Here is a 24,309-nt window from a genome sequence, read left to right on the forward strand (position 1 = left end):
ATGGTCGGCTCCGTCCGAGGCTGCGACAGTCCTACCGCGGGGTCCGACAGGGCGCGAGCCCGGCGCGGTGCCGCGCTCGAGGTCAGTCGGGGAGGAGCCGCCCCATCGCCCGCTCGACCTGGGCGGCGGTCCCGCGGATCTCCGTCAGCCAGGCCAGCTGCTGGTCCGGCGACCGGTGCGCCTCCAGCGCGGACAGGTGGATGGCCGCCACGACCCGGTGGCCGGCGTCCCGGACCGGCACGGCGATGCCGACGATGCCGGCGTAGGACTCCTGGTCGCTGACCGCGTAGTCGTGCTCGCGGATCCGGGCGAACTCTGCCTCGAGCGACTCGGCGTCCACGAGGGTGGCCGGGGTCAGCCGGGGCAGCGGGCCGGTCAGCGCCTCGGCCCCCAGCCCCGGGTCCAAGGCGGCGAACAGCTTGCCCACCGAGGTCGCGTGCAGGTACAGCCGCTGGCCCAGCCGGATGTCCAGCGCCATCGCCCGGGGCCCGACGACCCGGTCGGTGTAGGTGACCCGGCTGCCGAACCGCTCGGCGAGGTAGACGTCCTCACCGAGGGAGCGGGCCAGGTCCTGCAGGTGCCGCCGGGCGACCCCGCGCACCTGCAGGGCCTCCATGATCCGGATGCCGTAGCGCACCGCCCGGCCGCCGATCGTGTAGCGCAAGTCGTCGGTGACGACGGCGGCATCGGCGGCGACGAGCCGCTGGAGCAGGTTGTGCGTGCTGCTCAACGGCATGCCCACGGCCTTGCTGACCTGGGTGACGGTCATTCCGCCCGAGTCGCCGGCCAGCAGCTCGAGCACCTCGAAGATGCGCGACAGGCGGTCCTTGGACTCCTCGCTCGCTGCGGTCATTGGTCCATCCTGGCCGGTGTGCCCGGGCCGGCGACGGTGCGCCCGGCCATCAGCTCCTCGATCCGCTCGGGGGGCAGCCCGAGCTCGGTGAGCAACTCCGTGGTGTGCTCGCCGGCGTGGGCGGCGCCGCGGTCGACCGCGGCAGGGGTCCGGCTGAACCGGGGGGCCGGCGCGGGCTGCACGACACCGTCGACGGTGACGAACGCGTCCCGGGCCACGGCGTGCGGGTGGGCCGGAGCCTCGGCCATCGACAGCACCGGCGCGAAGCAGGCGTCGGTGCCTTCCAGCAGGTCGGTCCACTCCTGGCGGGTGCGGGTGCGAAAGACCGCGGCGAGTCGCTCCCGCAGGGCGGGCCACGCGCCGGTGTTCCACTGCTCGGGCAACTCGTCGACGGACAGCCCGATCAGGTCCAGCAGCACGGCGTAGAACTTCGGCTCCATCGCCGCGATCGAGACGTGCCGGCCGTCGGCGGTCTCGTAGACGCCGTAGAAATGGGCACCGCCGTCGTTCATGTTCGACTGCCGGGCCGGGTTCCACAGCCCCCGCCCGCTCAGCTCGAACATCATGGTCATCAGCAACGCCGACCCGTCGACCATCGCGGCGTCGACCACCTGACCCCGGCCGGAGCCGCGGGCCTCGAGCATCGCGGCCAGCACCCCCAGCGCGAGCAGCATGCCGCCGCCGCCGAAGTCGCCGATGACGTTCAGCGGGATGACGGGCGGGCCACCCGCGGTGCCGATGTGCTCCAGCACGCCGGCGGCGGCGATGTAGTTGACGTCGTGCCCGGCGGCCATCGCCAGCGGCCCGGTCTGGCCCCAGCCGGTCATCCGGCCGTAGACCAGCGGAGGACGGCGGGCCAGGCAGGGCTCGGGGCCCAGCCCCAGCCGTTCCATGACCCCGGGCCGGAACCCCTCGACCAGCGCGTCGGCACCGGCGACCAGGTCCAGCACCAGCTCGCGGCCGGCTGCGTCCTTGACGTCGACGGCGATCGAGCGCCGGCCGCGGCCCAGGGCGCCGGTGGTCATCGCGCCCAGCCCGTCGGCAGGCCCGCCGGCCGGGATGCGGTCCACGGTGACGACGTCGGCACCGAGGTCGGCCAGCAGCAGCGCGGCGAACGGGGCCGGACCCAGCCCGGCGAACTCGACGACCCGGGTGCCGGCCAGGGGCCCGCTCCGGGCGGTCAGAGGAAGTCCCAACCGGGCCGGCCCGCCGTGCACGCCTCGAACGCGACCGGGTCGATGGTCTGGTAGACCCCGATCACCGTCTCGCCGTCGCAGGTCACCCGGCACAGGTGCTCGTCCAGTCCGCGCAGCCCGATCCGCTGCCGCAGGTCGGTGAGGTCGTAGGTCTCGCCCTCGGTCATGGCCGGGCCGTCGTAGGAGCCCTGGTGGATGTCGCCGTCGGGGGTGCCGCCGTACATGCCGCAGCGCAGGTAGGCGGTCTGCTCGCCGATCCGCTCGTAGTGCAGCTGGCGGGTCTCCCCGGTGACCAGGCGATAGTCCACGACGCCCTCGACGAACACCTGGGTGTCGGGGTCGAAGCGCAGCCGGCGGGTCGGCTTGAGCACCTTCGTGGCCCCGGGGGTGACGTGCCCGAAGGGGTAGTAGACCCGGTCGCCCCACAGCGTCCAGTCTGCGAGGGGCACGAACGCGTTGCCGTTGGTCCCGACGTGCAGCCGGCCGCCCAGGGACAGCGCCGGGCCGCCGACGCCGCGGCCGGTGCCCCAGTGCCGGTCCCGGGTGCCGGCCGAGCCCTCGCCGAGCTCGACCCGCTCGCCGTCGACCTCGACCCAGCCCGACACGGTGCCGAAGCCCTCGAAGCCGGCGGTGACGTCGTTGCGCCGGCCCGGCGGGGTGCCGTGCGCGGAGTCCGAGAGCGGCTCCCGGAACACCTGGCGGGTGGTGTCGGTGAACGTGAGGTCCCAGCTGATGCCCTGCTCGTTGGGCTCCAGGACGTACCGCCACTCCCGCAACCCCCGGATGATCTGCGGGGCGATCGGCCCGACGCGCAGGTCGGCCCGGTCCACGCCCAGCGGGCGGAAGCTGCGGACGGAGGTGTGCTTCCCGTCCCGGACGACGACCGCGTAGGCCTCGGCCCGGTCCAGGTTGGGGTAGATGCTGCCGCCCGTCGCGACCATCACCTCGCCCGCGGCGTCGTGGGCGATCATCCAGTAGCGCTCGTAGGCCCGGGGGTCGCCGGTCCACGAGACCCGGACCGGGTCCGGGGTCTGGTGGATCATGAAGTCGTCTAGCGGGGACAGCGGGAACTGCTCGGCGAAGAAGTCGTCGCCGATGGTCAGGTCGATCACGGGAGGCCTCTCGGTCAGGTGGGGTCGGTGTCGACCCGGTGGCGCAGGTGGTCGCCGATCTCGGCGCGGGCGGCGTCGCCCTCGGGGGTGCGGGGCAGGCCGGTGACGACGCGGGACAGGAGGGCGCGCAGCTCGGCGTTGCGGGTGGCCACGGCGACGGCGTCCAGCGGCGGGGTCGCGTCGTCCTCGGGGACCAGGCCGGGGTCCACCAGCGGCGCCGTGCGGTTCAGCAGCGTCGTGAGCTCCGCGTTGTCGGTCGTGTGGAAGGGCAGCTGGGCGGCCCACGAGCGCTGCACCTTGCCGAGCAGGCGCCGTACGTTGGTCAGCACCTCCTGGCCGCCGGTGGACAGCTCGTCCTCGGTCTCCAGCACGTCCAGCAGGCGCAGCGCGCCCGTCAGCTGCTCGTCGACGGTCGGGTGCACGGTCAGTCCTCCGTGATCGCGGCGAGCAGGGTGGCCAGTACCCGGCGGGTCGGGCGGTAGGGCTCGTCGCTGCGGCCCTCGGTGAACGCACGCAGGCCGCTGACCTGCATGACCGCGGTCTTGAAGGTGGAGAACACGACCCACCAGCGCAGCTCGTCGTCGGCGACCTCGAGCCCGAAGGCCGCGGTGTAGCGGGCGACCAGGTCGTCTGCGGTCCAGGCGCCGTCGATCAGGTGCTCCCCGGCGCGCAGCGGTTGGGTCACCCAGCCCAGGTCCTCCAGCGGGTCGCCCAGGTGTGCCAGCTCCCAGTCCAGCAGCGAGCTGATCCGGTCGCCCTCGAGCAGGATGTTGCCGGGCTTGTAGTCCGCGTGCACCAGCACGGTGCGCCGCGCGGGCCGGGCCCGGGTGCGCAGCCAGTCGATCGCCAGGTCCAGCTCGGGGAGCGCCTCGAGCTGGTCGGCCCGCAGCACCTGCTCCCAGTGCTCGAGCTCGTGCAGGGCGGCCTGCTCGCCGGGGTCGACGAGGACGTCGTCCAGCCCCAGCCCGCGCCAGTCGACGGCGTGCACGTCGGCCAGCAGGTCGCAGAAGGACTCGGCCAGTGCGCGGCGTGCGGTCTCCGGGCGGTCGCCGTTGACCACCCGGTAGTCGCAGGTACCCGGCTCCCGGCGCATGAGCAGGGACGGGCTGCCCAGCTGGGCCCCGGTGGCGTCCAGCCAGCGCACCCGCGGGGTGGGCAGGGTGCTGGCCTCCAGCGCCCGCAGGACGGCGAACTCCTGGGCGCGGCTGGTGTCCACCAACCCGCCGTCGGGGTCGCTCCGCAGGATGAGCGGCTCGCGGTCCTGCGGGCCGGGCCCGACCAGGTCGAACAGCCAGTTCTCCCGGGACCGGCCGGCGCCAGCGCGACGCAGGTCGGCGATCCGGGTGCCGGCGGTGCCCTCCTGACCGGCCAGGAAGTCCTGCAGCCGGTGCAGGGTGTCGGTGCTCTCGTCGCTCATGGTCTGCCCCCCAGGGAGTCGCGGTGCTCGGGTGCGGCGACGGCGGTCAGCGCCGTGGCGCGCTCGGCGAGGCTGAGGCCGCGCAGGTCGGCCACGCCGTGCTCGGTGACGACGACGTCGACCCCGGACCGGGGCGTGGTCACCGCGCCGCCGTGCAGGCGGTGGACGATGCGCGATTCCTGCCCGCCGCGGGCGGTCGCGGGCAGCATGACGACGGCGACACCACCGGGGGAGCGCTGGGCGGCGCGCAGCCAGTCAGGCTGGCCGCCTACGCCGGCGACGTAGCCGGTGCCGAGCTCCTCGGCGTTGACCTGGCCGGTGAGGTCGACCTGCAGTGCCGAGTTGACCGCCACGAACCGTGGGACGGCGGCCAGGGCGTCGGGTCGGCCCACCTCGCCGACCGGGCGCACCGGGAACCCGCGGGTGGTCACGAGGTCGTAGAGCTCCTGGGTGCCGGCGGCCTCGCTGAGGACGACGGCGTCCGGCTCGCTGCTCAGCGCCCCGGAGGCAACCAGCTCGCACAACCAGCTGCCGACCAGGGTGGACCGCACCCGGAGGTCGCGTCGGTCGCGGAGTGCGGCGGCGACCACCGAGGCCAGGGCGCCGACCCCGAGCTGCAGTGTGGCGCCGTCGGGCACCAGGGCAGCGACGTGGTCGGCGATCCGTCGGTGGACGTCGTCGGGGGTGCCGCTCTTCACCTCCACCGACGGCCGGGAGGTGGGCACGGCCGCGGTGATCCACGAGTGGTGCACCCGGGGTGCGGTGGTGACCGGGAGCTGGTCGTTGACCTCCGCGACCACGGCCCGTGCACCGGCGAGCAGCTCCCAGGTGTGGTCGACGGCCAGACCGAGGCTGTGGAAGCCGTCGGCGTCTGCGGGGGAGACCTGGACGACGACCACCACCCGCCCGGGGGCGCGGAGCTCGAGCTGACGGGGGACGTCGGAGAAGTGGCAGGGCAGCACCGCCACGCGTCCCTGCGCGGCGAGCCGGGCCAGCGGGCCCATCGCGCCGAACGAGACCAGCGACAGCTCGGCAGCACCGGGTCGGCGCAGGACGTCGGTGTGGCTCAGACCGACGAAGACCTCGACGTCGCGGAGCGTCGGACCTGCATCCACCAACGCCTCGAGCAGGGGTGTGGGCTCCCCGGCGCCGCCGGCGACCACGACCAGGTCTCCCGGCTGGAGCACCTCAGCGACCCACGAGCTCGTCGAGGCGCTCACAGCACGGCCACCGGGGCGACCGGGCTGCCGGTCGAGCCCACCAGCGGGATCGGGGCCAGCACGAGCAGGAACGTCGAGCGGTCCTCGGCGGCCAGGGCCCCGGCCAGCTCGGCCAGCACCACGTTCTCGACCAGCGGCACCCCGTGCTGGTGCAGCAGCACCAGGTGCGCGGGGAAGCCGGGGGTGGCCGACTGCTGCTCGACCGCGTAGTTGTCCGCGCCGACGGCGGCCACGTCGCGTTCGGCCAACCAGCGGGCGGCATCCTCGGTGATGCCGGGTTCGTCGGCGAAGTAGTCCGCGGCGTCGCCGTGCGACTCGATCCAGCCGGTCCGGACCAGGACGGCGTCCCCGGGCTCGACGGTCACCCCGCTCTCCCGGATGCCGCGCTCGAGCTCGACGACCCCGACCGGCGCACTGGGCGGCAGCGGGCCACCGGTGGCCGCGACCACGTCGACCAGCACGCCGCGGGTCAGCACGGGCACCAGCTTGTCCGCACCCAGCCGGCCGGCCCCGCGGGTGCTGCGGGTACCCGACTGCGGGTGGCCGTTGTACAGCTCCTCGCCCGACCACGCGTGAGCCAGCGCGTCGAGGTGGGTGCCGCTGTGCGTGGCGAACTGCACGGTGTCCTCGGCGAACCGGAACCCGCCGGGGGTGCGTGCACCCAGGGCGTAGTCCCCGGCGTCGCGGTCCATGAAGCGTGCGGGCGGGTGCCGGTGCGGGGGACCGGGGGTGGCCGGGCCGAGCGGCTGGGCCAGCGACAGCGTCCTGCCGGACCGCACCAGCCCGAGGGCCCGCCGGGTCACCTCGGGGGTGACCAGGTTCAGCGCCCCCGCCTCGTCGTCGGCACCCCAGCGTCCCCAGTTCCCGGTCACGCGTCCCCCTCCAGCCGTGCCGTCACGAGTTCCGCCGCCGCCTGCTGCAGCGTGCGTCGGGCCAGCTTCCCGGTCCCGGTGCGCGGCAGCTCGTCCACCACCGCGGCGACCCACGGCACCTTGTAGCCCGCGACGCGCGCCCTGCTCCAGGCGATGAGGTCCGCCGGCGTGAGCCCGGGGGACCGCGCCACGACGAAGGCCACCACGACCTGGTCGCGCGAGGGGTGCGGGGCGCCCAGCACGGTCACCTCGGTGACGTCCGGGTGGCCGGCGAGGAAGCTCTCGACCTCGGCCGGGGAGACGTTGATCCCCGAGGTCTTGATCATGTCGGTGGTCCGGCTGACGAAGGACACCGCGCCGTCGGGGTCGACCAGCATCCGGTCCCCGGTGCGGTACCAGCCGTCGGGGGTGAAGGCGGCGGCGGTCGCGGCGTCGTCCCCGAGGTACCCGGGGGTGACCCGGCCACGGACCTGCAGCTCGCCGGGCTCACCGGCGGGCACGAGCTCGCCGGCCTCGTCCACGACCCGCACCTCGACCCCGGGGAGGGGTGGGCCCTGGGTGGTGACCCGGACGTCGACCGGGGTGCGGTGGTCGGTCACGCAGCAGTTGCCGTAGGTCTCGGTAGCGCCGTAGACGTTGCACATCCCGGTGATGCCCAGGTCCTCGACCGCGCGGCGTACCTCCTCGGGCCGACCGATGGTGGCCCCGGTGCGCAGCGGGTCGATCGCCGCGACCTCGGCGGCCACCGAGCCCACCAGGGCGTCGACCATGGACGGGAGCAGGTAGGCAACCGTGACCGACTCCGCGGCCATCAGCTCAGCGGCCCCCGCCGGGGTGAACTCCTCCTGGAGCACGAAGCACGCGCCGTGGCTCAGCGCGTTGACCAGCGCGTTCGCACAGCCGAAGCTCCAGAACAGCGGGGAACCGAACCAGACCCGGTCCGCGGCGGTGACGCCCATCCGCTCGCCGATGTGGAACGCGTTGAGCACCAGATCGTGGTGGCACAACGGCACGGCCTTGGGGCGGCTGGTCGACCCGGAGGTGTAGAGGACGAATGCGGGTGCCTCGGGCCTGGCGGCCGGGACGCGGGGCGTCGGCTCCGCCGTGGCCGCCAGCTCCGCCCAGGTCAGCGCGCCGGCGGACACCCGGTCGCCGAGCACCACCACCTGCCGCAGCGCCGGGTACCGCTCGCTGCGCCACCCGGGTCCGGTGCCCAGCTCGGGTACCAGGGACTCCAGCTCGGCGAGGAGGTCGCTGCTGCGCACCCGGTCGGCCAGCACCAGCACCGAGGCCCCCGAGCTGGCCAGCAGGTGGTCGAGGTCGTAGGCCTTGACCCAGGTGTTGAACGCGTCGACCCGGGCGCCGAGGGTCTGCGCACCGACGGCGACGGGCACCCAGGCAGGGACGTTCGGTGCGAGCAGGGCGACCGTGTCACCGGCGCCGACCGAGAGACCGGCCAGCACGTCGGCCGCGAGGTCGGCCTGCGCGGCGAGCTCCGCGTAGGTCCACCGGGTGCTGCCGACGACCAGTGCGTCGGCGCCCGGGGACCGGGCGGCCATCTCGCGCACGAGCTCGGGCAGCGTGGTGGCGGACGGGAGGGACGCCATCGGTGCACCTCCAGCCAGATCGGTTTCTTCGCAATCACGAAGCTTGCTTCGACAACTCGCAACGTAACCACCACGGACGTCCCGGGTCAAACCGGCCGGGGCGGCCGGGAGTCGGTCTTGTGCGGGCCCGGCACGTGCGCTCTACTGGCTGCACCAGTTCGAATGTTCATTCGATTTCCCGAAGCATCCTGGCCTCCGGGATCACCGGCAAGGAGACGCTCAGTGACGAGCGACATCTACTCGAAGAGCTCGCAGCGCAAGGTCGCCGCGGCCTGCATCATCGGCAACTTCCTGGAGTACTTCGACTTCGCCCTCTACGGGTTCTTCGCCGTGGCGATCGGCGCGGCCTTCTTCCCCGGGGAGTCGGCGAGCGTCCAGCTGCTGTCCTCGCTGGCGGTCTTCGGGGTGGCCTTCGTCGTCCGCCCGCTGGGTGGGCTGGTCTTCGGGCTCATCGGCGACCGGCGGGGCCGGCGCACGTCGCTCTCGCTGTCGATCGTGCTCATGGGCCTGGCCACCGCGCTGATCGGCGTGCTGCCCACCTACGCCCAGGTCGGCATCCTGGCCCCGGTCCTGCTGGTGCTGCTGCGCTGCGTGCAGGGCATGTCGGTCGGCGGCGAGTGGGGAGCCAGCTCGGCCTACCTGATCGAGACCGCGGGCCCGGGGCGCCGCGGCGTGCGGGGCAGCTACCCGTCGATGGCCGCCGCGCTGGGCCTGGTCGGCGGCGGGCTGCTCGCCCTGCTGTTCGGTGCCCTGCTGTCCGAGGACGCCCTGGCGACCTGGGGGTGGCGGGTGCCGTTCCTGCTGGCGTTCCCGCTGGCCATGGTCGGGCTGTACATCCGCCGCCAGCTCGAGGACACCCCCGTGTTCCAGGCGCTGGAGTCCGGCGGCGAGCGGCCCAGGGCGGTCTGGCGGGACGCCTTCAGCCGGCACCACGCCAAGGCGCTGCTGATCACCTTCTGCTTCTCCTGGATCTGCGGCGTGGGTCTGTACTACCTGGGCTCCTACGTCGTGAACTACCTGTCCACCACCGTGGCGCTGCCGCGCACCGAGGCGGTGCTGCTGGCCTCGCTCGGCCTGGCCGTCTACGCGGTGTTCTGCCCGATCGCCGGCCGGCTGTCCGACCGGTTCGGACGCCGGCGCACCGTGCTGTTCGGGTGCCTGGGCCACGCGGTGCTGGGCATCCCGGTGTTCCTCGTCCTCAGCGGCGGCAACCCGGTGCTGGTCGTCCTGGCCCTGGTGGTCTACGCGGTCTTCCAGGCGCCGATCAACGCCAACACCTCGCTCATCCTCATCGAGATGTTCCCGGCCTCCACCCGGCTCACCGCCGGCTCGGTCGGGTTCAACCTGGGCGTCGGCGCCCCCTCGGGCTTCGGCCCGCTGATCGGTGCCGCACTCGTCGTGGGCACCGGGCTGGACTTCGCGCCGGGCTTCTTCCTGGCCGGGGTCGCGATCATCTGCGGGCTGATCCTGTGGCGCCTGCTGCCCGAGACCGCCGGGCGCGACCTGCTCAGCGAGCACGACGCCACCCAGGACGCCCCTCGGGCTGCTGCGGCCGCCGCCGCCGCGGCCGCCCGGGAAGTGGCACCGTCGTCGTGACGATGCGCGTGGCGGAGCTCGCCGCGCACGGCGGACCCGAGGTGCTGGTCGCCGGCTCCCGGCCGGTGCCCGAGCCGGCAGCCGACCAGTTGCTGGTCCGGGTGGCGGCCTGCGGGGTCTGCGGTCACGACGCGCTGGCCCGCCGCGGCCTGCTGGCCGCCCCGGTCGGCAGCGTGCTGGGCCACGAGATCGCCGGTCGGGTCGAGGCGGCCGGCGTGGACGTCGTCGGCGACTGGGTGGGCCGGAGGGTAGCGCTGGTCCAGCGCATCCCGTGCGGACGATGCCCGGAGTGCGCGGCCGGGACAACCGCGCGCTGCCGGCAGGGACCCGGTTTCTACGGCGAGGACCTGCCCGGCGGCTACGCCGAGTACGTGGTGGCCAGCCCGCTCAACGCCGTACCCCTGCCCGACGCCGTCGACGACGTGACCGGCGCGCTGCTGTCCTGCGCTGTGGGCACCGGGCTCAAAGCACTGCGGACGGCCGGTGTCCGAGCCGGGGAGGTCGTGCTGGTGACCGGCGCCGGCGGCGGGGTCGGCGTGCACACCGTGCAGCTCGCCCGGCACCTCGGGGCCACGGTCGTCGCGGTCACCGGCGATGCCGGCAAGGTCGCGCCGCTGCGGGACGCGGGGGCCGCCGAGGTCGCCGTCCGTCCCGACGGCCGAGAGCTTCGCCGGATCGCCGCGGGGCTGGACCGGCCGCGGGGTGTGGACGTGGTGGTGGAGACCACCGGGGCGCCCACGTTCGCCGTCGCCCTGCGGGCGCTGCGGCCCGGCGGCCGGTTGGTGCTGGTCGGCAACACGGTGCCGGGGGATCTGCCGCTGGACCCGGGCCTGGTGATCGTGCGGGAGCTCGCCGTCCTGGGGTCGGCCCACGCCGCACGCGCCGACTTGGAGGAGGTGGTCGACCTCGTGGCCCGTGGCGCGGTGCACCCGCTCGCAGCGCAGGTGTGGCCGCTGACCGAGGCGGCCGCTGCGCACGCTGCGCTGGACGCCCGGACGCTGGTGGGGCGGGCAGTCCTCCGGCCCTGATCAGCGGCGGCGGGTGCCCCCGGCCAGGAACGCCTCGTCGTCCAGGGCGAGGGTCAGACCGACCAGCGCCGCGGCGTAGCCGTGCTGACGCAGCCCCATCGTCAGCCCGGTCGCGGTGTAGGTGAACCTGGACGTCTGCTGCTGGGAGTGCGGTGCGACCTCGGCGAAGTGCCGGGCGATGTTCGCGAAGTGGCACTCGACGACGGGCTTGCCGGTGTCGTCGAGGGCGTGCCGGGTCGCCTCGCCGTAGGTCGTCAGCCCCGCCGGGTTGATCACGTAGCCCTGCACCTCGGTGGCCGTGCGGTGGATGAACTCCAGGATCTCGCCCTCGTGGTTGGAGGCGAACTGCACCACCTCCACGCCGAGTTCGCCGGCGACCTCCCGCACCATCGCCTGCAGGTCCGCCAGCGACCTGATCGGGCCGTAGATGGCCTCGCTGCGGTGACCCAGGTTGGGCATGTTCGGGCCGTCGACGACGGCGATCGTCCACCGCGGTGCATCGGCGGGACGGCGGAGGACGGGCACGGCGAGGCCTCTCGTTCGGTTCCCCCTGTCCTACCTGCGGTCGCGACGGTCCGCGAGCCGGGGTCTGCTCAGTCGAGGGCATCCCGGCGGCGGCGCAGGTCGGCCTGCTCGGCCTCGTTCGCCGTCCGGGCCAGCGCTGCGTCGTACGCGGCGCGGGCCTCGGCGAACCGGTCGAGCCGGCGCAGCAGGTCGGCCCGGACGGCGTGCAGCACCGGCGACCGGTCCAGGTCGACCCGGTCGACCAGGGCCAGCCCGACCGACGGGCCGTCCAGCTCGGCGACCGCGACCGCGCGGTTGAGCTGCACCACCGGGGTCTGCGGGAGCAGGTCGTAGAGGGCGACCACCTGGGACCAGTCGGTGTCGGCCCAGGTGGGGGCATCGGCGTGCACCGCGGCGATGGCGGCCTGCACCTGGTAGGTGCCCGGTCGGCCGATCCGCAGGCACTCCCGCACCAGCTCCTGGCCCTCGTCGGCCAGCCCGCGGTCCCACAGCGCGCGGTCCTGGCGGTCGAGGGGGAGCGCCCGGGCCGGTGCGCGGGAGGTGGTGAGCAGCAGCAGGGCCAGCAGACCGCGGGCCTCGGGTTCGTCCGGCCGCAGCCCGACCAGCAACCGGGCCAGTCGGATCGCGTCGGCGGCCAGGTCGGGGCGGGTCGGGGCGCTGCCGGTCGCGGGGGAGTGCGCCTCGGTCCCGACGAGGTGCACCACCGCGAGCACCGACGACCACCGGGCCGGCAGGTCGGCGTCCCCGGGCACCCGGTAGGGGATCCGGGCCTTGGCGATCTTGTGCTTGGCCCGGGTGATCCGGGCGGCCATCGTCGCCTCGGGCACCAGGAAGGCCCGGGCGATCTCCGGGGTGGTCAGCCCGCCGACCATCCGCAGGGTCAGCGCCACCCGGGCCTCGGGCGCCAGCGCCGGGTGGCAGCAGGTGAACAGCAGCCGCAGCTGGTCGTCGCGCACCGCCCCCACCTCCTCCTGCTCGGGCTCCGGTCCGGCGATGGTCTGCAACCGGGCCACCTCCGCGAGCTTCGCCGTCCCCACCGCCTCCCGGCGGAGCCGGTCGACCGCCCGGTTCCGGGCCGTCGTGACGATCCAGCCGGCCGGGGACGGCGGCGTGCCGCGCTCGGGCCAGGTCGCGGCCGCGACGGCGAAAGCCTCCGCGACCGCCTCCTCGGCCAGGTCGAGGTCGCCCAGCTGCCGGGTGAGGACGGCGACCGCCCGACCGTGCACGTCTCGGAAGACGGCCTCGAGATCGCTCACCAGGCGAAGGGCCGGACCTCGATCGGCAGCCCGATCGCGGCCACGGTGCGCCGTCCCCAGTCCAGCGCGGCGTCCAGGTCGGCCGCCTCGACGACCGTGAACCCGCCCAGGTACTCCTTGCCCTCGGCGAACGGGCCGTCGACCAGCAGCACGTCGTCCCCGTCCGGCCGGAGCACGGTCGCCGTGGACGGCGCCTCCAGCCCGCCGGAGAACACCCAGGCGCCGGCGGCCTTCATGTCGCTCTGCAGCTGCCCCACCCGGGCCATGATCGCCTCGAGCTGGTCGGGCGTGGGCGGCTGCGCACCCTCGGCCGGGGTGACGACGCTGAGCAGGTACTGGGCCATGACTGCCTCCTGGTGTCCGGTCGGCCCGGGTGGCCGACTCACCCCCTGTACGAACGACCCGCCCCCGGATCGACAGCCCGCGGGTTCCGCGATCCGGTCAGGGGCGGCCGGCGTGGGGGACGGCGACCTCGGTGGTCAGCAGCACGGCCTCGCGGACCGGACGGCGGTTGTGCTCCAGGAAGTCCGGCGCCGCGCACAGCAGCAGGGTGCGGCCGTCGTCCCCGCCGAGCGCGCAGGCGAAGACCCCCAGCCCGTCGGGTGCCCGCACCTCGTCGACCACGGAACCGCCCGGGGCGATGCGCACCGCCCGGCCACCCACCGCGTCGGCGGCCCACACGTGGCCCTCGGCATCCCCGGTGCAGCCGTCGGGGGCGATCACCAGCTGGCCGAGGACCTCCTCGGTCGTCGTGCCGGTGGGCGCCGGGCCGAACTCGGCCCACACCCGGCGGTTCGACAGCGACCCGTCGGCGGCCAGGTCGAAGGCGGTGTACCGATTGCCCAGGGTCTCGCCGACCAGGAGCGTGCTGCCGTCCTCGGTGATCACCATGCCGTTGGGGAACAGCAGGTCCTCGGCGACGACGGTGATCGTGCCGTCGGGGTCGACCCGCTTGAGCGTGGCCGGGCCCGGGGCGCCGCCACCCATGAGGTCGAAGCCGAAGTCGCCGACGAACACGTGCCCGGCGGCGTCGACCACCAGGTCGTTGAGCAGCCCGCCGCAGTACGGGGCCAGCGCGGCGTAGGTGGCCAGCTCGCTGCCGTCCCAGCGCAGCAGCCGCTGGTCGGTCATCGAGACGACGACCAGCGACCCGTCGGGCAGCCGGCCCGAGCCCGAGGGCTGGGTCGGCACCTCGAGGACGACGGTCTCCTCGCCGGACGTCGACACCTGCAGGACCTGCCCGCGGTAGAAGTCCGAGACCCACCAGTGGCCCTGGTGCCAGCGCGGGCCCTCGAAGAACGATCCACCGGTCAGCAGCGTCGTCAGCGTCATGGCCGCACCCTAGGGTCCCGGGTGTGATCCGCGCCTCGCAGACCTGGCAGCCCGACGTCCGTGCGGTGATGGACGCCAGCCCCTTCCTCGGCCGCGCCGAGGTCGACATGACCGACCGGGAATTCATCACCGCCGCCCGCGCCCGCGGCCCGGTCCCGGAGAGCGTCGACGGCGTCGAGATCACCGAGACGACGGTGCCCGCCCCGGACGGCCACGCCATCACCGTGCGGGTCTACCGGCCGACCACGCCCGCTCCCGGGAAGCCGGCCTACGTGCTGTTCCACGGCGGCGGCTGGTCGTTCGGCTCGCTGGAGACCGAGCACCCGCGCTGCCTGGAGCTGACCCGCCGCTGCGGCGCGGTCGGGGTCAACGTCGACTTCCGCATGGCCCCCGACGTCCCCGCCGAGACGATGCTCGACGACTGCTGGTCCGCCGTCCGCTGGACCGCCGCCCGCGACGACGTCGACGCCGACAAGCTGGTCGTCACCGGCAGCAGCGCCGGGGGAGCGCTGGCGCTGTCGATGGCGCAGATCGGCCGGGACCGGGGCGACGTCGTCCCGGCGCTGGCCCTGGCGCTCTACCCGAACACCGACGACCGGCCGCACCCCTCGCGGGTGTCGCCGGCGTTCCCGGTGATCAGCGGCACGCAGGTCGACCAGGTGGTGCGCAACGTCCGGCAGGGCCGCGGCGACGACCCCGCCTACGTCTTCCCCAACCGGACGGCGGACCTGACCGGTCTGTGCCGCACGTTCCTGGTGGTCGCCGGCAACGACCCGCTGCGCGACGAGGCCCTGGAGTACGCCCGCCGGCTGGTCGACGCCGATGTTCCGGTCGAGCTGCACCTGCTGCCGGGCGTGCCGCACGCCTTCGACGGCCTCGCCCCCGACTCGGCATCGACCCGCACCGCCTACGACCTGATGTGCGCCGCGTTCGACCGGGCCGTCACCCCCTGAGGCGACATCGGGACGCCGCCGCCCCCGACGCATCGACGACGGCCGGGCTGGTCAGTCGTCCCCGCCGTGACCGCCGTGCCCGCCGGAGCCGCCGTGCCCGCCGTCGTCGGTGGACGTGGTCGGCACGGTGGGGCCGCCACCGGACCCCGATCCGTCGGAGGAGGACCCGTGGCCTCCGGAGGACCCTCCGCCCGAGGTCCCGGAGCCGGAGGTGCCCGACCCCGAGGAGGTCGACGTGACCACGGGCGCCGGGGTGGGTGCGGGGGCCGTGGCCGGGGTGGTGGCCCGGCCTCCGTGGTGCCCGGAGTCGTCTGCGGAGCCGTGCCCGGCCTCGGTCTCGGCCTCGGTCTCGGTCTCGGTCCCGTGCTCGACCTCGGTCTCGGCGGGGTGCTCGGAACGCGGGGTCACGTCGTCGTCGACCTCCGGGCCGGCCGAGGTCGGCGCGGCCGTCGGTGCAGCCGTCGTGGTCGGTGCCGTCGGGTCGACGGGGACGGTGACCGGGGAGTCGTCACCGGCCCCGTGCTGCTCGGCCGGCTCGGGGTGTGCGGCGTGCGGGAACTCCAGCGGCGTCAGCGTCTCGACGGCCGCGGCCACGCCGTCCTGCACCGGGCCGGGCAGGGCACCGGCCGCGCCCGCACCGGTGATGCCGGCCACCGAGAGGCCGACGCCGATGCCGATCTTGGCGAGGGCGGAGGCCGACGTGAGCTTGGCGAGCGCGGCGGTGAGGACCATGCGCACCCCATCGGCATCCCGACCCCGGATCATGAACGATCAAGCACCCTTCGGGATGGTCGGGCTCACCCGTCGGTGCCGAAGCGCTCCTCGAGCTGGCGCAGGGTGCCGTCGATGCAGCGCTGCGCCGTGGCCGGGAACCCCATCGCGCGCAGGACCCAGAAGGCGGGGCGCGGGTAGCGGGTGGCGTCCCAGGTCTCGGTGACCCGGGTGCCGCCCGTGGCGGGCTCGAGCTCGTAGCGCCAGCGGTGCAGCCCGACGTGCCGCCAGGCGATGAGCCGGTCGGCCTCGAACTCCACCACCCGGTTGGTCACCCGGTACCTCGCGCCCATCCGCATGGCCATCGAGAACTCCGAGCCCAGCTCGAGCCGCTCGGGCGCGGACACCACCCGCTGCACGGTCCCCGACCCGTCGATCTCGGCGTGCCGGCGCGGGTCGGCCAGCAGGGCGAACACCTCGGCCGGGGATGCGTCGACGACGGTGGATCCGGACGCGGTTCGGGAGGCCATGCGCCGACGCTAGGAGCACTGCAGGCCGTCGGCAGGACGACCGCGAACTGGTTGCCGTGTGCACCTGGGGTTCCCGGGGCACCAGGTACCTCGACAACCGACACGACCTCAGGAGGCGCCCCGTGGGGATGCTCAGCGGACTGCTCAAGGGTGCCGCGGCGCAGAAGGTCATCGCCGCGGCCCGCAAGCCCGAGAACCAGGCGAAGGTGAAGGGCATGATCGCCGACGCCCGGGCCAAGAAGGGCCGCAAGGCCTGATCCCGCCAGCTCCGACGGCCGCCGCTCCCTCCGGGGGACGGCGGCCGTCGTCATGAGGCAGGGTGGGGGCATGGTCATCACGCCCCGCGAGCTCGAGGACGAGGTCACCCTGCAGGTGGCCGCCAACCGCATCGACTTCCTGTCCCGGCGCGACGCCGGCGTCGTCGAGGCGGCGGCCCCGGACGACGCCGACGACTTCCTCGCCGACCTCCGCAACACCGGCACCTCGCTGGACCGGCACGAGGCGCTCGAGCTGCTGGCCCTGGGCGAGGTCGTCTACCGCAAGGCGCACGACAGCCGGCACCTGGGCATGCACGCCGCGCTCCGCGAGGGCGCCTCGTGGGCCGACATCGCCACCGCGCTGGACGGCGACGCGGGCCTGGCCTGGGACGCCCACCAGAAGTGGATCGAGGACCAGTTCCGGCTGCACCGCACCGCGGGCACCGGCGGTCTGGACGCCGGTGCCGCTGCCACCGCGCGCGACCTCGCCGGGCGTCGGCCCAGCTGATGCGGCACGAGTCCGGCCTGGTCGTCGAGACCCGCGGCCACCTGCGGCTGCTCACCCTGGACCGCCCCGAGCGCCGCAACGCGTTGTCCTCGGCGCTGCAGGCGGACCTGGTCGACGAGCTGCTGACCGCGGGCACCGACGGCACCCGCGTGGTCGTGCTCAGCGGCAACGGCCCGGCGTTCTGCGCCGGGTTCGACCTCAAGGAGATCCGGGCCGCCGACGACCGGGGCGAGCCGTTCCGGCCGCCGATGGAGCGCCCCGGCCGGTCGCTGTTCGAGGTGGTCACCGAGTGCCCTGTGCCGATCGTCGCGGCGATCACCGGCGCGGCCGTGGCCGGCGGGTTCGAGCTCGCCCTGGCCTGCGACCTGCGGGTGGCCGCCCCCGGCGTCCCGATGGGCCTGCCCGAGGCGAAGATCGGCATGGGCGCCAACTTCGGCTCGGTCGTGCTGCCCAAGCGGATCCCGATGGGCATCGCGCTGGAGATGCTCTACACGGGCGCCTACCTCGACAGCGACCGGCTGGATCGGTGGGGGCTGGTCAACCGGCTGGTCCGGCGGGAGGAGGTCCTGTCCGCCGCGCTGGCCCTGGCCGAGACCATCGCGGCCAACGCGCCGGTCTCGGTGCGTCGCATGAAGCAGACGGCGGTCAAGGGCCTGGAGCTGCCGCTGTGGCAGGCGCTGCGGCTGGACGTCGGCCCGAACCCGTACACGTCCGAGGACCGCAAGGAGGGCATCGCCGCACAGCTGGACAAGCGGGCGCCGCGCTGGACCGGTCGCTGAGGGAATGCGCGAGCGGGGCCCCGCGCTGGCCCTGGTGAACCACCCCCTGCGAAAGGCTGTCCCGATGTCGTTCCCGCTCTCCGTCCTGGACCTCGCCCCCGTCTCCCGCGGGGAGTCGGTCGGCCAGTCGATCGCGCACAGCGTCGCCCTGGCGCAGGCCGCCGAGGAGCACGGCTACACCCGGGTCTGGTACGCCGAGCACCACAACATGGCCTCGATCGCGTCCTCGGCCACCAGCGTGCTGATCAGCCACGTCGGGGCGAAGACCTCCACCATCCGGCTGGGCTCGGGCGGGGTCATGCTGCCCAACCACTCGCCGCTGGTGATCGCCGAGCAGTTCGGCACCCTCGACGCGATGTACCCCGGGCGCATCGACCTGGGGCTGGGCCGCGCGCCCGGGTCGGACCAGAACACCATGTACGCGATGCGCACCGACCCGCGCTCCTCGGACCGGTTCCCGCAGGACGTCCAGGAGCTGCAGGCCTACCTGGCCGGCGAGACCCGGGTGCCCGGCGTCGACGCCATCCCCGGCAAGGGCTCGAACGTGCCGCTGTACATCCTGGGCTCCTCCACCTTCGGCGCGCAGCTGGCCGCCGCCCTCGGCCTGCCCTACGGCCACGCCTCGCACTTCGCCCCCCAGGCGCTGCAGGCCGCCGTCGAGATCTACCGCCGCGACTTCCGGCCCTCGGCCCAGCTGTCGGCCCCGCACGTGATCGCCGGCGCCAACGTCATCGCCGCCGACACCGAGGACGACGCCCGCGCCCAGTTCGAGAAGGTCCGCCGGGGCCGCGCCACCGCGCTGTTCGGGCGCGGCAAGGAGTTCACCGAGGCCGAGACGGACCTGCTCATGGAGTCCGGCGCGGGTCGCCAGGTCGACTCGATGCTGACCCACTCCGCCGTCGGCACGCCCTCGCAGGTGCGCGAGCAGCTGGTCGAGTTCCGGGCCTTTGCCGACGCCGACGAGCTGATCGTCGGCCACGCCTCGCCGCGGGTCGAGCAGCGGCTGCGCTCGGTGCAGCTGCTGGCCGAGGCCATGGAGCCGGTCAGCGCCTGACGGTCACCACTCGGCGAGCTCGGCGCAGGTGGGGCACAACGCCCCCAGGGTGCCGGGCTCCGGTGGCCAGGGCACGTCGTCGTCGTGGGTGACGAAGGCGCCGCAGAGCGAGTTGCGGCGCCCACCCGCGGCGCTGCCGATGGTGGCGTGCGCCGGTCCGATCAGGGTCGGCCGCCCGCCGGCACCGACCAGCGAGCCGACCATCACCTCGGCCCGCGCGGTGCCGTAGACGAACCCCATGGATCCAGGGTGCCCCCGCGCGGCGGTCGATCCGGTGAGCCGAGGTCGTGTCGCGCCCCAGGCGCCCCACCCGTCACAGCGTGACGGAGCACACCGCTAGCTGTGTGCTTGCTCCGGCTAGCAGGTGGGCAGTGAGGGGTTGGCCCACAGTCCAGACCTCCCAGGGAGTTCCTCATGGCCGACACCACCGTCCTGACCGCCCAGCTCCGCGCCCTCCTCCTGCTCACGCAGACCGAGGAGCAGGTCGCCCGCACCCGCGTCGCCCAGGCCCGCACCGAGGCCGTCCGCCGCGAGCTCGCGCAGAACGCCGACAACGCCGCCTCCCGCACCGAGGCCATCACCCGCACGCTGCGCGACCTGGGCGGTGTCCCCGACGTCGTCACGCCCGCGCTGGGTCGCCTCGGCGCCATCGTGAAGGCCACCGTCGAGCAGGCCGGCCCGCTGGACGAGGCGCTGCTGAGCGACCTGTCCCTCGAGCACCAGCTGCTCGACCGCGCCACCTACCTCAAGGTGCTGGCCGAGACCGCCGAGCTGCCCCGGGTCGCCCGGCTGGCCGAGCGCCTGGTCACCGCGCACACCGCCACCGTCGAGTGGCTGACCGTCGTCCTCGCCGAGACCGCCCTCGGCGGCCCGGCCGCGCTGAAGGCCACCCCGCTGCAGCGCGTCACCGGCGGGGCGACCCGGCTGGCCGCCTTCCCGGCCCGCTACGTCGCGGACTCGGTGAACAAGGTCATCGACACCACCCAGCAGGCCACCGACTCGGTGCAGCAGAAGATCGACGCCGCCGCGTCGCGGGCCAGCTCGTTCGCCGGCGCCGTGCGCGAGTCGCTCGCCGTCGGTCGCGACGCCTCGCTCAAGGAGGCCGAGCACCAGGCCCGCGCCGAGGGCGCGACCGACACCGCGCAGGCGATCCACGAGACCCGTCGCGAGCTGGGCGCCCTCGACGCCGCCGAGCTCCCCGTGAAGAAGTACGACGAGCTCAACGTGTCCGACACCGTGAAGGCCGTGAAGGGCCTGACCGACGCCGCCGACCTCGAGGCCGTCATCCGCTACGAGGAGACCCACAAGGACCGCGCCTCGGTGGTCAACGCCGCGCAGCTGCAGCTGGCCGCGCTGGCCAAGGAGGCCGTCGGCGTCAGCTGACCCCACCCCGCACGACGACGAGGCCCGCACCCCTTCCCGGGGGTGCGGGCCTCGCCCGTGGGACCAGCTCAGTTGCCCTTGACGTTCACGACCTGGCGCAGCGTGTGCCGCACCTCCACGAGGTCGGCGGCATCGGCCATGACCTGGTCGATCGGCTTGTAGGCCTCGGGGTGCTCGTCGAGGAACGCGTCCGAGTGCCCCCACGCCACGCCGGCCATGCGGGTGTCGAGGTCCGCCCGGTCGAAGAGCTTCCGGGCCGCCGTCCGCGAGTGGCTGCGGCCTGCGCCGTGCGGCGCCGAGTGCAGCGCCGGGACGTTGCCCTTGCCGACCACGACGTAGGACGCCGCCCCCATCGACCCCGGGATCAGCCCCGGCTCACCCTCCCGCGCCGAGATCGCACCCTTGCGGCTCAACCACACGTCCCGCCCGAAGTGCCGCTCGCGGGCGGTGTAGTTGTGGTGGCACCGGATGGCCTCCTGCGGCTCGACCGCCACCCCGAGGAAGCGGCCGAGCTGGTCGAGCACCCGGTCCATCATCTCCTCGCGGTTGAGGAACGCGAACCGCTGCGCCCAGAGCAGGACCTCCAGGTAGGCGTCGAACTCCGGCTCGCCCTCCACGAGGTAGGCGAGGTCCCGGTCGGGCAGCTCGACGAACCGCCGCGCGCACTGCTCGCGGGCCACGGCGATGTGCCGCTGCGCGAGCTTGTTGCCCACGCCCCGCGAGCCCGAGTGCAGGAACGCCCACACCCGGTCCTCCTCGTCGAGGGAGACCTCGATGAAGTGGTTGCCCGAGCCCAGCGAACCCAGCTGCTGCGGCCAGTGCTTCGCGACCGCGTCGGCCTGCTCGATCCCCGGCATGCCGCGCAGCTCCTCGATCCGCGGCTCGGCGGTCGCGCGGATCTTCTGGTTCCGCCCGCCGGCCGACAGCGGGATCGATCGGCTGATCTGCGCGTGCAGCCCGGCCAGGTCGTGCCCGGCGAGGTCGCCCGCGGTGAACTGCGTGCGGACGGCGGCCATGCCGCAGCCGATGTCGACCCCGACGGCGGCCGGGATGATCGCGCCGGCGGTCGGGATGACCGAGCCGACGGTGGCCCCGAGGCCCAGGTGGGCGTCGGGCATGAGGGCCACGTGCGGGAAGACGAACGGCATCGTGGCCGTGCGCTGCGCCTGCTCGCGGGTCGTGTCCTCCAGGATGGACGCCCAGCTGACGAGGCGTCCGGTGATCGTGTCCATGGTCCTTTCCCTGCTCGTGGTGGTGGGGGAGTGGCCGGCGCCGGCCGAGGGGGGAGTCAACCCGCCGTCGCCGTCCGGCGCCTCCCCTTTTCCCGGCCACCCGTGCGGTGGGACGCCCTCACCCGGGTGGATGACCTCGGGTTGAGAATTACGGAGACCGGCCGACAGTGCAGGGGTGACCTGGGGAACACGACGAGCGCCGACGCGGCTGGTGTCCGCGCTGGCCGACGGCGAATCAGTGGTGTCGGTGACCGACTGCGTCCCGCTGACCGATTCCCTCGACGTGCCTGCCGGCGATGCCTCCCGCACCGCCGTCCTCACCGACCGCGCGCTCTACTGCTGCATCGGCGAGGCCGACGTCGTCCCGCTGCCGTTCTCCCGCATGCGCGAGCTGAACCGGCGCGGGTTCGCCCTGCTGTTCTTCCGGATCGACGACAGCCACGCGACCTGGGAGCTGCGCGACCAGCGGTTCGCCGCGCGCGCCGAGCGCCGCTTCGCCCAGCACGGGCTGGCCGCGCACAAGGCGTGGGTCGGCACCAAGCGCGAGGCTGGCCGGGAGCCCGCCGGCTTCCGCCACCAGGCGCACCTGGACCTGCTCAACCGCGTCGTGGGCGGCACCGCCTTTGCCGACGCCGTCGCCGACCAGCGCACGCTGGTCGACCAGCTGGTCTGGACCGAGACCGGCGACCGTGCCTCGTGCCGGGCGGCCCTGCGCCGGCTGGGCACGGTGCACAAGCAGCTGCACGGCGACCTCACGGTCATCGCCGAGGCGGCCCCGAGCCTGGCCATGGCCCAGCACGCACTCGTGCTGCTGGACCAGCCCTCGCCGTGGCAGGGCGAGGTGGCGGAGCCCGTGGACGACGGCCCGACGGCTGCCGAGCTCGCCGGCCTCACGCCGGACGCCCCGCCCGTGTGGGTGGACGCGCAGCGCGCGACCGTCTGACGACCTACGAGACGACGACGCCCTTCCAGAACGCGACCCGGTCGCGGATCTCCGCCGCGGCCTCCTTGGGCTGGCGGTAGGTCCACGCGGCGTCGGTGATGGTCTGCCCGTCGGCGACGACCGAGAAGTAGCTGGCGTCGCCCTTCCACGGGCAGTGGCTGGTGGTGTCGGTGGGCTCGAGGACGCCGGGGGCGACCGAGTCGAGGGGGAAGTAGGCGTTGCCCTCGACGGTGACGATGTCGTCGGACTCGGCGATCACGGTGCCGTTCCAGGTGGCGGTGGTCTTGGCGGAGGTCATGGTGCTGGTCTACCAGCGCAGCGGCTGGACGGCACGGGAGTCCGCCGTCCGGCACTTCCGGCAGTGGCCCCAGGCGCTGAGCTCGCGGGGGGTCGTCGGCAGGCCGCACTCGGGGCAGACAACGGAGTCGTTCGACCGTGCCTTGGTGTCGTCCATGCCACGACGCTACGCACCCGCGGGGTCGACGGACCCGGATGCGCCCGGATCGTGACCCGTCAGGGGGTCCACCCGGCGCAGGAAGGACCGCATCGCGAGGTGCTGGGACAGCGGTTCGCGGTGGTCGTCGCAGGCCAGCCAGGTCTTCTCGCGGTCGGGGGTGTGGATCTTCGGGTTGTTCCACACCAGCACGTGGGCGGCCGCGCGACGGCAACCCTTCGCCGAGCAGATCGGGCCGAGGTCGTCGCCGGTCGGGTGCACGGGTGCATGGTGCCCACCCGCTCAGCGGGCGGCGGACACCGAGGTGCCGGCGCCGAACCAGGACGGCGGGGCGGCGGTCTCGACCACCCGCTTGCCCAGCGGGAAGAGCCCCACCGCGGCCAGCTTGAACGAGGCCACGCCGAACGGGATCCCGATGACGGTCAGGCAGAAGGCGATGCCGGCCAGCACGTGCACGAGGGCCAGCCACCACCCGGCGACGACGAACCAGACCAGGTTGCCCAGGGCGGACGCCAGACCGGCGCCCGGGTCGCGCACCGTCGTCCGCCCGAAGGGGAGGACGACGAAGAACGCCAGCCGGAACGCGGCGATGCCGAAGGGGATGCCGACCACCGTCAGGCAGGCCAGCGCACCGGCGACGAGGTAGGCCACGGCGAGCACCCAGCCGTGCAGCACCAGCCAGACCAGGTTGAGCACGAGGCGTAGTCCGTCCACGCAGGGACCACGTGCCGGAGCCCTCGACCGTTCCCGCGGACGGGTGATGCTGTGCGCCCCCGGTGTGCGGACTGGGCGGTCCGCCGGGGATGATCTACCCGCCCGTCGATCTCTTGGAGGACATCCGTGACCACGCCGCCCGGCTCAGGCGACCAGCCGCAGACCCCCGGACAGGGTTGGGGGCAGCAGCCGCCGTCCGGCCAGCAGCCCGCCGGCCAGCCCTCGGGCGACCCGTCCCAGCAGGGCCAGTGGGCCGCACCGGGCAGCCAGCCGCAGCAGCCGGGCCAGCCCCAGCAGTTCGGCCAGCCCGGCCAGCAGCAGTTCGGCCAGCCGGGTCAGCCCGGTCAGCAGCCGTGGGGTGCGCCGGGGCAGCCGACGCAGCCGCCGAAGAAGAGCGCCGTCGCCCGCATCCTGCCGATCGTGGCCGGCGTGGTCGTCGTGATCGTCGTCGGCATCCTGGTGCGCAGCTTCCTGGGCGGGCCCAGCGCGGCCGTGGGCGACTGCCTCAACGACAGCCTGACCGAGATCGGCAAGGTCGACTGCGACTCCGGCGAGGCCGCCTACCGCGTGGTGAGCGTGGTCGAGGACACCACGCAGGCCGACCTCGTCAGCGGCAGCGAGTGCACCGACTTCCCGAACGCCACGAGCTACGCCTTCGAGGGCGACACCTCAGGGGGCGAGGGCACCGGGTACTGCCTGGAGTCCGTCGGCTGACCTGCACGACACCCACCACCGCCCCGGAACCGATCAGGCTCCGGGGCGGTGCTGCGTCGGGGG

The 24,309-nt window shown here is 74.2% G+C and carries 30 protein-coding genes; 10 read left to right on the forward strand and 20 right to left on the reverse strand.

The window, feature by feature from the left end; genetic code table 11:
* Positions 1–82 precede the first annotated feature (82 nt).
* Genes BLS67_RS16205 through BLS67_RS16240 form a run of 8 tightly spaced genes read right to left on the reverse strand, consistent with a single transcriptional unit; the run spans position 83 to position 8,277 of the window.
* Positions 83–853 carry an IclR family transcriptional regulator gene (locus BLS67_RS16205; protein ID WP_091247080.1) on the reverse strand — a complete coding sequence of 257 codons (771 nt, stop codon included), beginning with the start codon at positions 851–853 and terminating at the stop codon, positions 83–85.
* Positions 850–2,049: a CaiB/BaiF CoA transferase family protein gene (locus BLS67_RS16210; RefSeq protein WP_242654133.1), complete on the reverse strand. Its 1,200-nt coding sequence runs from the start codon at positions 2,047–2,049 to the stop codon at positions 850–852. Before BLS67_RS16210 ends, BLS67_RS16205 begins: the two co-directional genes overlap by 4 nt.
* Entirely contained in the window at positions 2,034–3,161 is a 1,128-nt protein-coding gene (locus tag BLS67_RS16215; RefSeq protein ID WP_091247082.1) for an Rv3169 family protein, read from the reverse strand. Before BLS67_RS16215 ends, BLS67_RS16210 begins: the two co-directional genes overlap by 16 nt.
* Positions 3,162–3,175: 14 nt before the next feature.
* Positions 3,176–3,583, reverse strand: coding sequence for a hypothetical protein (locus BLS67_RS16220; protein WP_091247084.1), 408 nt, complete (start codon positions 3,581–3,583; stop codon positions 3,176–3,178).
* Positions 3,584–3,585: 2 nt separating this feature from the next.
* A complete protein-coding gene (locus BLS67_RS16225; protein WP_091247086.1) occupies positions 3,586–4,578 on the reverse strand; it encodes a phosphotransferase family protein in 993 nt (330 codons plus the stop codon).
* On the reverse strand, positions 4,575–5,765 hold the full coding sequence (locus BLS67_RS16230) for an acetyl-CoA hydrolase/transferase family protein (RefSeq protein ID WP_207500662.1): 1,191 nt from the start codon (positions 5,763–5,765) through the stop codon (positions 4,575–4,577). The genes BLS67_RS16225 and BLS67_RS16230 overlap by 4 nt, the downstream gene beginning before the upstream one ends.
* A 29-nt stretch (positions 5,766–5,794) precedes the next feature.
* On the reverse strand, positions 5,795–6,670 hold the full coding sequence (locus BLS67_RS16235) for a cyclase family protein (RefSeq protein ID WP_091247087.1): 876 nt from the start codon (positions 6,668–6,670) through the stop codon (positions 5,795–5,797).
* On the reverse strand, positions 6,667–8,277 hold the full coding sequence (locus BLS67_RS16240; protein WP_091247089.1) for a class I adenylate-forming enzyme family protein: 1,611 nt from the start codon (positions 8,275–8,277) through the stop codon (positions 6,667–6,669). The genes BLS67_RS16235 and BLS67_RS16240 overlap by 4 nt, the downstream gene beginning before the upstream one ends.
* 222 nt (positions 8,278–8,499) lie before the next feature.
* On the opposite strand from BLS67_RS16240, the gene BLS67_RS16245 reads away from it, so the two are divergent.
* Positions 8,500–9,873 (forward strand): MFS transporter, encoded by a 1,374-nt coding sequence (locus BLS67_RS16245; protein ID WP_165617625.1) that lies wholly within the window; start codon positions 8,500–8,502, stop codon positions 9,871–9,873.
* A gap of 2 nt (positions 9,874–9,875) precedes the next feature.
* A complete protein-coding gene (locus tag BLS67_RS16250) occupies positions 9,876–10,901 on the forward strand; it encodes a zinc-binding dehydrogenase (protein ID WP_091247092.1) in 1,026 nt (341 codons plus the stop codon).
* Here the strand turns inward: BLS67_RS16250 and BLS67_RS16255 are convergent, their stop codons facing one another.
* The 4 genes from BLS67_RS16255 to BLS67_RS16270 form a co-directional block, all read right to left on the reverse strand.
* Positions 10,902–11,426 carry a type II 3-dehydroquinate dehydratase gene (locus BLS67_RS16255; RefSeq protein WP_207500664.1) on the reverse strand — a complete coding sequence of 175 codons (525 nt, stop codon included), beginning with the start codon at positions 11,424–11,426 and terminating at the stop codon, positions 10,902–10,904. It abuts the gene before it with no gap.
* Positions 11,427–11,494: 68 nt separating this feature from the next.
* Positions 11,495–12,682, reverse strand: coding sequence for an RNA polymerase sigma factor (locus tag BLS67_RS16260; protein WP_091247094.1), 1,188 nt, complete (start codon positions 12,680–12,682; stop codon positions 11,495–11,497).
* On the reverse strand, positions 12,679–13,026 hold the full coding sequence (locus BLS67_RS16265; protein ID WP_091247096.1) for a YciI family protein: 348 nt from the start codon (positions 13,024–13,026) through the stop codon (positions 12,679–12,681). Before BLS67_RS16265 ends, BLS67_RS16260 begins: the two co-directional genes overlap by 4 nt.
* A 97-nt stretch (positions 13,027–13,123) precedes the next feature.
* On the reverse strand, positions 13,124–14,014 hold the full coding sequence (locus BLS67_RS16270; protein ID WP_091247097.1) for an SMP-30/gluconolactonase/LRE family protein: 891 nt from the start codon (positions 14,012–14,014) through the stop codon (positions 13,124–13,126).
* A gap of 23 nt (positions 14,015–14,037) precedes the next feature.
* Between BLS67_RS16270 and BLS67_RS16275 the strand changes: the two genes are divergently transcribed.
* Positions 14,038–14,967 carry an alpha/beta hydrolase gene (locus BLS67_RS16275; RefSeq protein ID WP_091247099.1) on the forward strand — a complete coding sequence of 310 codons (930 nt, stop codon included), beginning with the start codon at positions 14,038–14,040 and terminating at the stop codon, positions 14,965–14,967.
* 51 nt (positions 14,968–15,018) lie between these two features.
* On the opposite strand, the gene BLS67_RS16280 is transcribed toward BLS67_RS16275, so the two are convergent.
* Together BLS67_RS16280 and BLS67_RS16285 are read right to left on the reverse strand one after the other, a co-directional pair.
* Complete coding sequence (locus BLS67_RS16280; protein WP_131801762.1) at positions 15,019–15,699, reverse strand: hypothetical protein; 681 nt, start codon at positions 15,697–15,699, stop codon at positions 15,019–15,021.
* A gap of 65 nt (positions 15,700–15,764) precedes the next feature.
* Positions 15,765–16,208: an SRPBCC family protein gene (locus BLS67_RS16285; RefSeq protein WP_091247103.1), complete on the reverse strand. Its 444-nt coding sequence runs from the start codon at positions 16,206–16,208 to the stop codon at positions 15,765–15,767.
* Between the two features lie 122 nt (positions 16,209–16,330).
* On the opposite strand from BLS67_RS16285, the gene BLS67_RS24780 reads away from it, so the two are divergent.
* The 4 genes from BLS67_RS24780 to BLS67_RS16300 all read left to right on the forward strand — a co-directional run bounded on the left by BLS67_RS24780 (position 16,331) and on the right by BLS67_RS16300 (position 18,806).
* Positions 16,331–16,465 (forward strand): hypothetical protein, encoded by a 135-nt coding sequence (locus tag BLS67_RS24780; RefSeq protein WP_278247142.1) that lies wholly within the window; start codon positions 16,331–16,333, stop codon positions 16,463–16,465.
* 70 nt (positions 16,466–16,535) lie between these two features.
* Positions 16,536–16,973 carry a hypothetical protein gene (locus BLS67_RS16290; RefSeq protein WP_091247105.1) on the forward strand — a complete coding sequence of 146 codons (438 nt, stop codon included), beginning with the start codon at positions 16,536–16,538 and terminating at the stop codon, positions 16,971–16,973.
* Complete coding sequence (locus BLS67_RS16295) at positions 16,973–17,752, forward strand: enoyl-CoA hydratase/isomerase family protein (protein ID WP_091247107.1); 780 nt, start codon at positions 16,973–16,975, stop codon at positions 17,750–17,752. Before BLS67_RS16290 ends, BLS67_RS16295 begins: the two co-directional genes overlap by 1 nt.
* 64 nt (positions 17,753–17,816) lie before the next feature.
* A complete protein-coding gene (locus tag BLS67_RS16300; protein WP_091247255.1) occupies positions 17,817–18,806 on the forward strand; it encodes an LLM class flavin-dependent oxidoreductase in 990 nt (329 codons plus the stop codon).
* A gap of 3 nt (positions 18,807–18,809) precedes the next feature.
* Here the strand turns inward: BLS67_RS16300 and BLS67_RS16305 are convergent, their stop codons facing one another.
* A complete protein-coding gene (locus tag BLS67_RS16305) occupies positions 18,810–19,046 on the reverse strand; it encodes a hypothetical protein (protein WP_091247109.1) in 237 nt (78 codons plus the stop codon).
* Between the two features lie 174 nt (positions 19,047–19,220).
* On the opposite strand from BLS67_RS16305, the gene BLS67_RS16310 reads away from it, so the two are divergent.
* The gene (locus BLS67_RS16310; protein ID WP_091247111.1) at positions 19,221–20,189 is read left to right on the forward strand and encodes a hypothetical protein; all 969 of its coding nucleotides are present in this window, start codon (positions 19,221–19,223) and stop codon (positions 20,187–20,189) included.
* 68 nt (positions 20,190–20,257) lie between these two features.
* Here BLS67_RS16310 and BLS67_RS16315 read toward each other — a convergent pair whose 3' ends face one another.
* Positions 20,258–21,421 (reverse strand): RtcB family protein, encoded by a 1,164-nt coding sequence (locus tag BLS67_RS16315; protein ID WP_091247113.1) that lies wholly within the window; start codon positions 21,419–21,421, stop codon positions 20,258–20,260.
* A 175-nt stretch (positions 21,422–21,596) separates the two neighbouring features.
* On the opposite strand from BLS67_RS16315, the gene BLS67_RS16320 reads away from it, so the two are divergent.
* Positions 21,597–22,364, forward strand: coding sequence for a hypothetical protein (locus tag BLS67_RS16320; RefSeq protein WP_131801763.1), 768 nt, complete (start codon positions 21,597–21,599; stop codon positions 22,362–22,364).
* Positions 22,365–22,368: 4 nt separating this feature from the next.
* Here the strand turns inward: BLS67_RS16320 and BLS67_RS16325 are convergent, their stop codons facing one another.
* Genes BLS67_RS16325 through BLS67_RS16340 form a run of 4 tightly spaced genes read right to left on the reverse strand, consistent with a single transcriptional unit; the run spans position 22,369 to position 23,532 of the window.
* The gene (locus tag BLS67_RS16325; RefSeq protein ID WP_091247116.1) at positions 22,369–22,662 is read right to left on the reverse strand and encodes a DUF427 domain-containing protein; all 294 of its coding nucleotides are present in this window, start codon (positions 22,660–22,662) and stop codon (positions 22,369–22,371) included.
* 9 nt (positions 22,663–22,671) lie between these two features.
* On the reverse strand, positions 22,672–22,818 hold the full coding sequence (locus tag BLS67_RS23870) for a hypothetical protein (RefSeq protein WP_165617626.1): 147 nt from the start codon (positions 22,816–22,818) through the stop codon (positions 22,672–22,674).
* Between the two features lie 9 nt (positions 22,819–22,827).
* A complete protein-coding gene (locus tag BLS67_RS16335; RefSeq protein WP_091247120.1) occupies positions 22,828–23,079 on the reverse strand; it encodes a hypothetical protein in 252 nt (83 codons plus the stop codon).
* Between the two features lie 21 nt (positions 23,080–23,100).
* On the reverse strand, positions 23,101–23,532 hold the full coding sequence (locus BLS67_RS16340) for a YccF domain-containing protein (protein ID WP_091247122.1): 432 nt from the start codon (positions 23,530–23,532) through the stop codon (positions 23,101–23,103).
* A gap of 126 nt (positions 23,533–23,658) precedes the next feature.
* Here BLS67_RS16340 and BLS67_RS16345 point away from each other — a divergent pair, with 126 nt between their 5' ends.
* The gene (locus BLS67_RS16345) at positions 23,659–24,246 is read left to right on the forward strand and encodes an LppU/SCO3897 family protein (RefSeq protein ID WP_091247123.1); all 588 of its coding nucleotides are present in this window, start codon (positions 23,659–23,661) and stop codon (positions 24,244–24,246) included.
* Positions 24,247–24,309: the final 63 nt, after the last annotated feature.

Origin of the sequence: Klenkia soli (assembly GCF_900103975.1) — a bacterium.
In the GTDB taxonomy this organism is placed as follows: domain Bacteria; phylum Actinomycetota; class Actinomycetes; order Mycobacteriales; family Geodermatophilaceae; genus Klenkia; species Klenkia soli.

Bases quoted from the DNA above. Each gene is read 5' to 3' on its own strand.
- BLS67_RS16205 (WP_091247080.1), bottom strand. From the start codon at position 853: ATGACCGCAGCGAGCGAGGAGTCCAAGGACCGCCTGTCGCGCATCTTC.
- BLS67_RS16225 (WP_091247086.1), bottom strand. From the start codon at position 4,578: ATGAGCGACGAGAGCACCGACACCCTGCACCGGCTGCAGGACTTCCTG.
- BLS67_RS16240 (WP_091247089.1), bottom strand. From the start codon at position 8,277: ATGGCGTCCCTCCCGTCCGCCACCACGCTGCCCGAGCTCGTGCGCGAG.
- BLS67_RS16250 (WP_091247092.1), top strand. From the start codon at position 9,876: ATGCGCGTGGCGGAGCTCGCCGCGCACGGCGGACCCGAGGTGCTGGTC.
- BLS67_RS16265 (WP_091247096.1), bottom strand. From the start codon at position 13,026: ATGGCCCAGTACCTGCTCAGCGTCGTCACCCCGGCCGAGGGTGCGCAG.
- BLS67_RS16270 (WP_091247097.1), bottom strand. From the start codon at position 14,014: ATGACGCTGACGACGCTGCTGACCGGTGGATCGTTCTTCGAGGGCCCG.
- BLS67_RS16280 (WP_131801762.1), bottom strand. From the start codon at position 15,699: ATGGTCCTCACCGCCGCGCTCGCCAAGCTCACGTCGGCCTCCGCCCTC.
- BLS67_RS16285 (WP_091247103.1), bottom strand. From the start codon at position 16,208: ATGGCCTCCCGAACCGCGTCCGGATCCACCGTCGTCGACGCATCCCCG.
- BLS67_RS16290 (WP_091247105.1), top strand. From the start codon at position 16,536: ATGGTCATCACGCCCCGCGAGCTCGAGGACGAGGTCACCCTGCAGGTG.
- BLS67_RS16295 (WP_091247107.1), top strand. From the start codon at position 16,973: ATGCGGCACGAGTCCGGCCTGGTCGTCGAGACCCGCGGCCACCTGCGG.
- BLS67_RS16300 (WP_091247255.1), top strand. From the start codon at position 17,817: ATGTCGTTCCCGCTCTCCGTCCTGGACCTCGCCCCCGTCTCCCGCGGG.
- BLS67_RS16305 (WP_091247109.1), bottom strand. From the start codon at position 19,046: ATGGGGTTCGTCTACGGCACCGCGCGGGCCGAGGTGATGGTCGGCTCG.
- BLS67_RS16310 (WP_091247111.1), top strand. From the start codon at position 19,221: ATGGCCGACACCACCGTCCTGACCGCCCAGCTCCGCGCCCTCCTCCTG.
- BLS67_RS16315 (WP_091247113.1), bottom strand. From the start codon at position 21,421: ATGGACACGATCACCGGACGCCTCGTCAGCTGGGCGTCCATCCTGGAG.
- BLS67_RS16325 (WP_091247116.1), bottom strand. From the start codon at position 22,662: ATGACCTCCGCCAAGACCACCGCCACCTGGAACGGCACCGTGATCGCC.
- BLS67_RS23870 (WP_165617626.1), bottom strand. From the start codon at position 22,818: ATGGACGACACCAAGGCACGGTCGAACGACTCCGTTGTCTGCCCCGAG.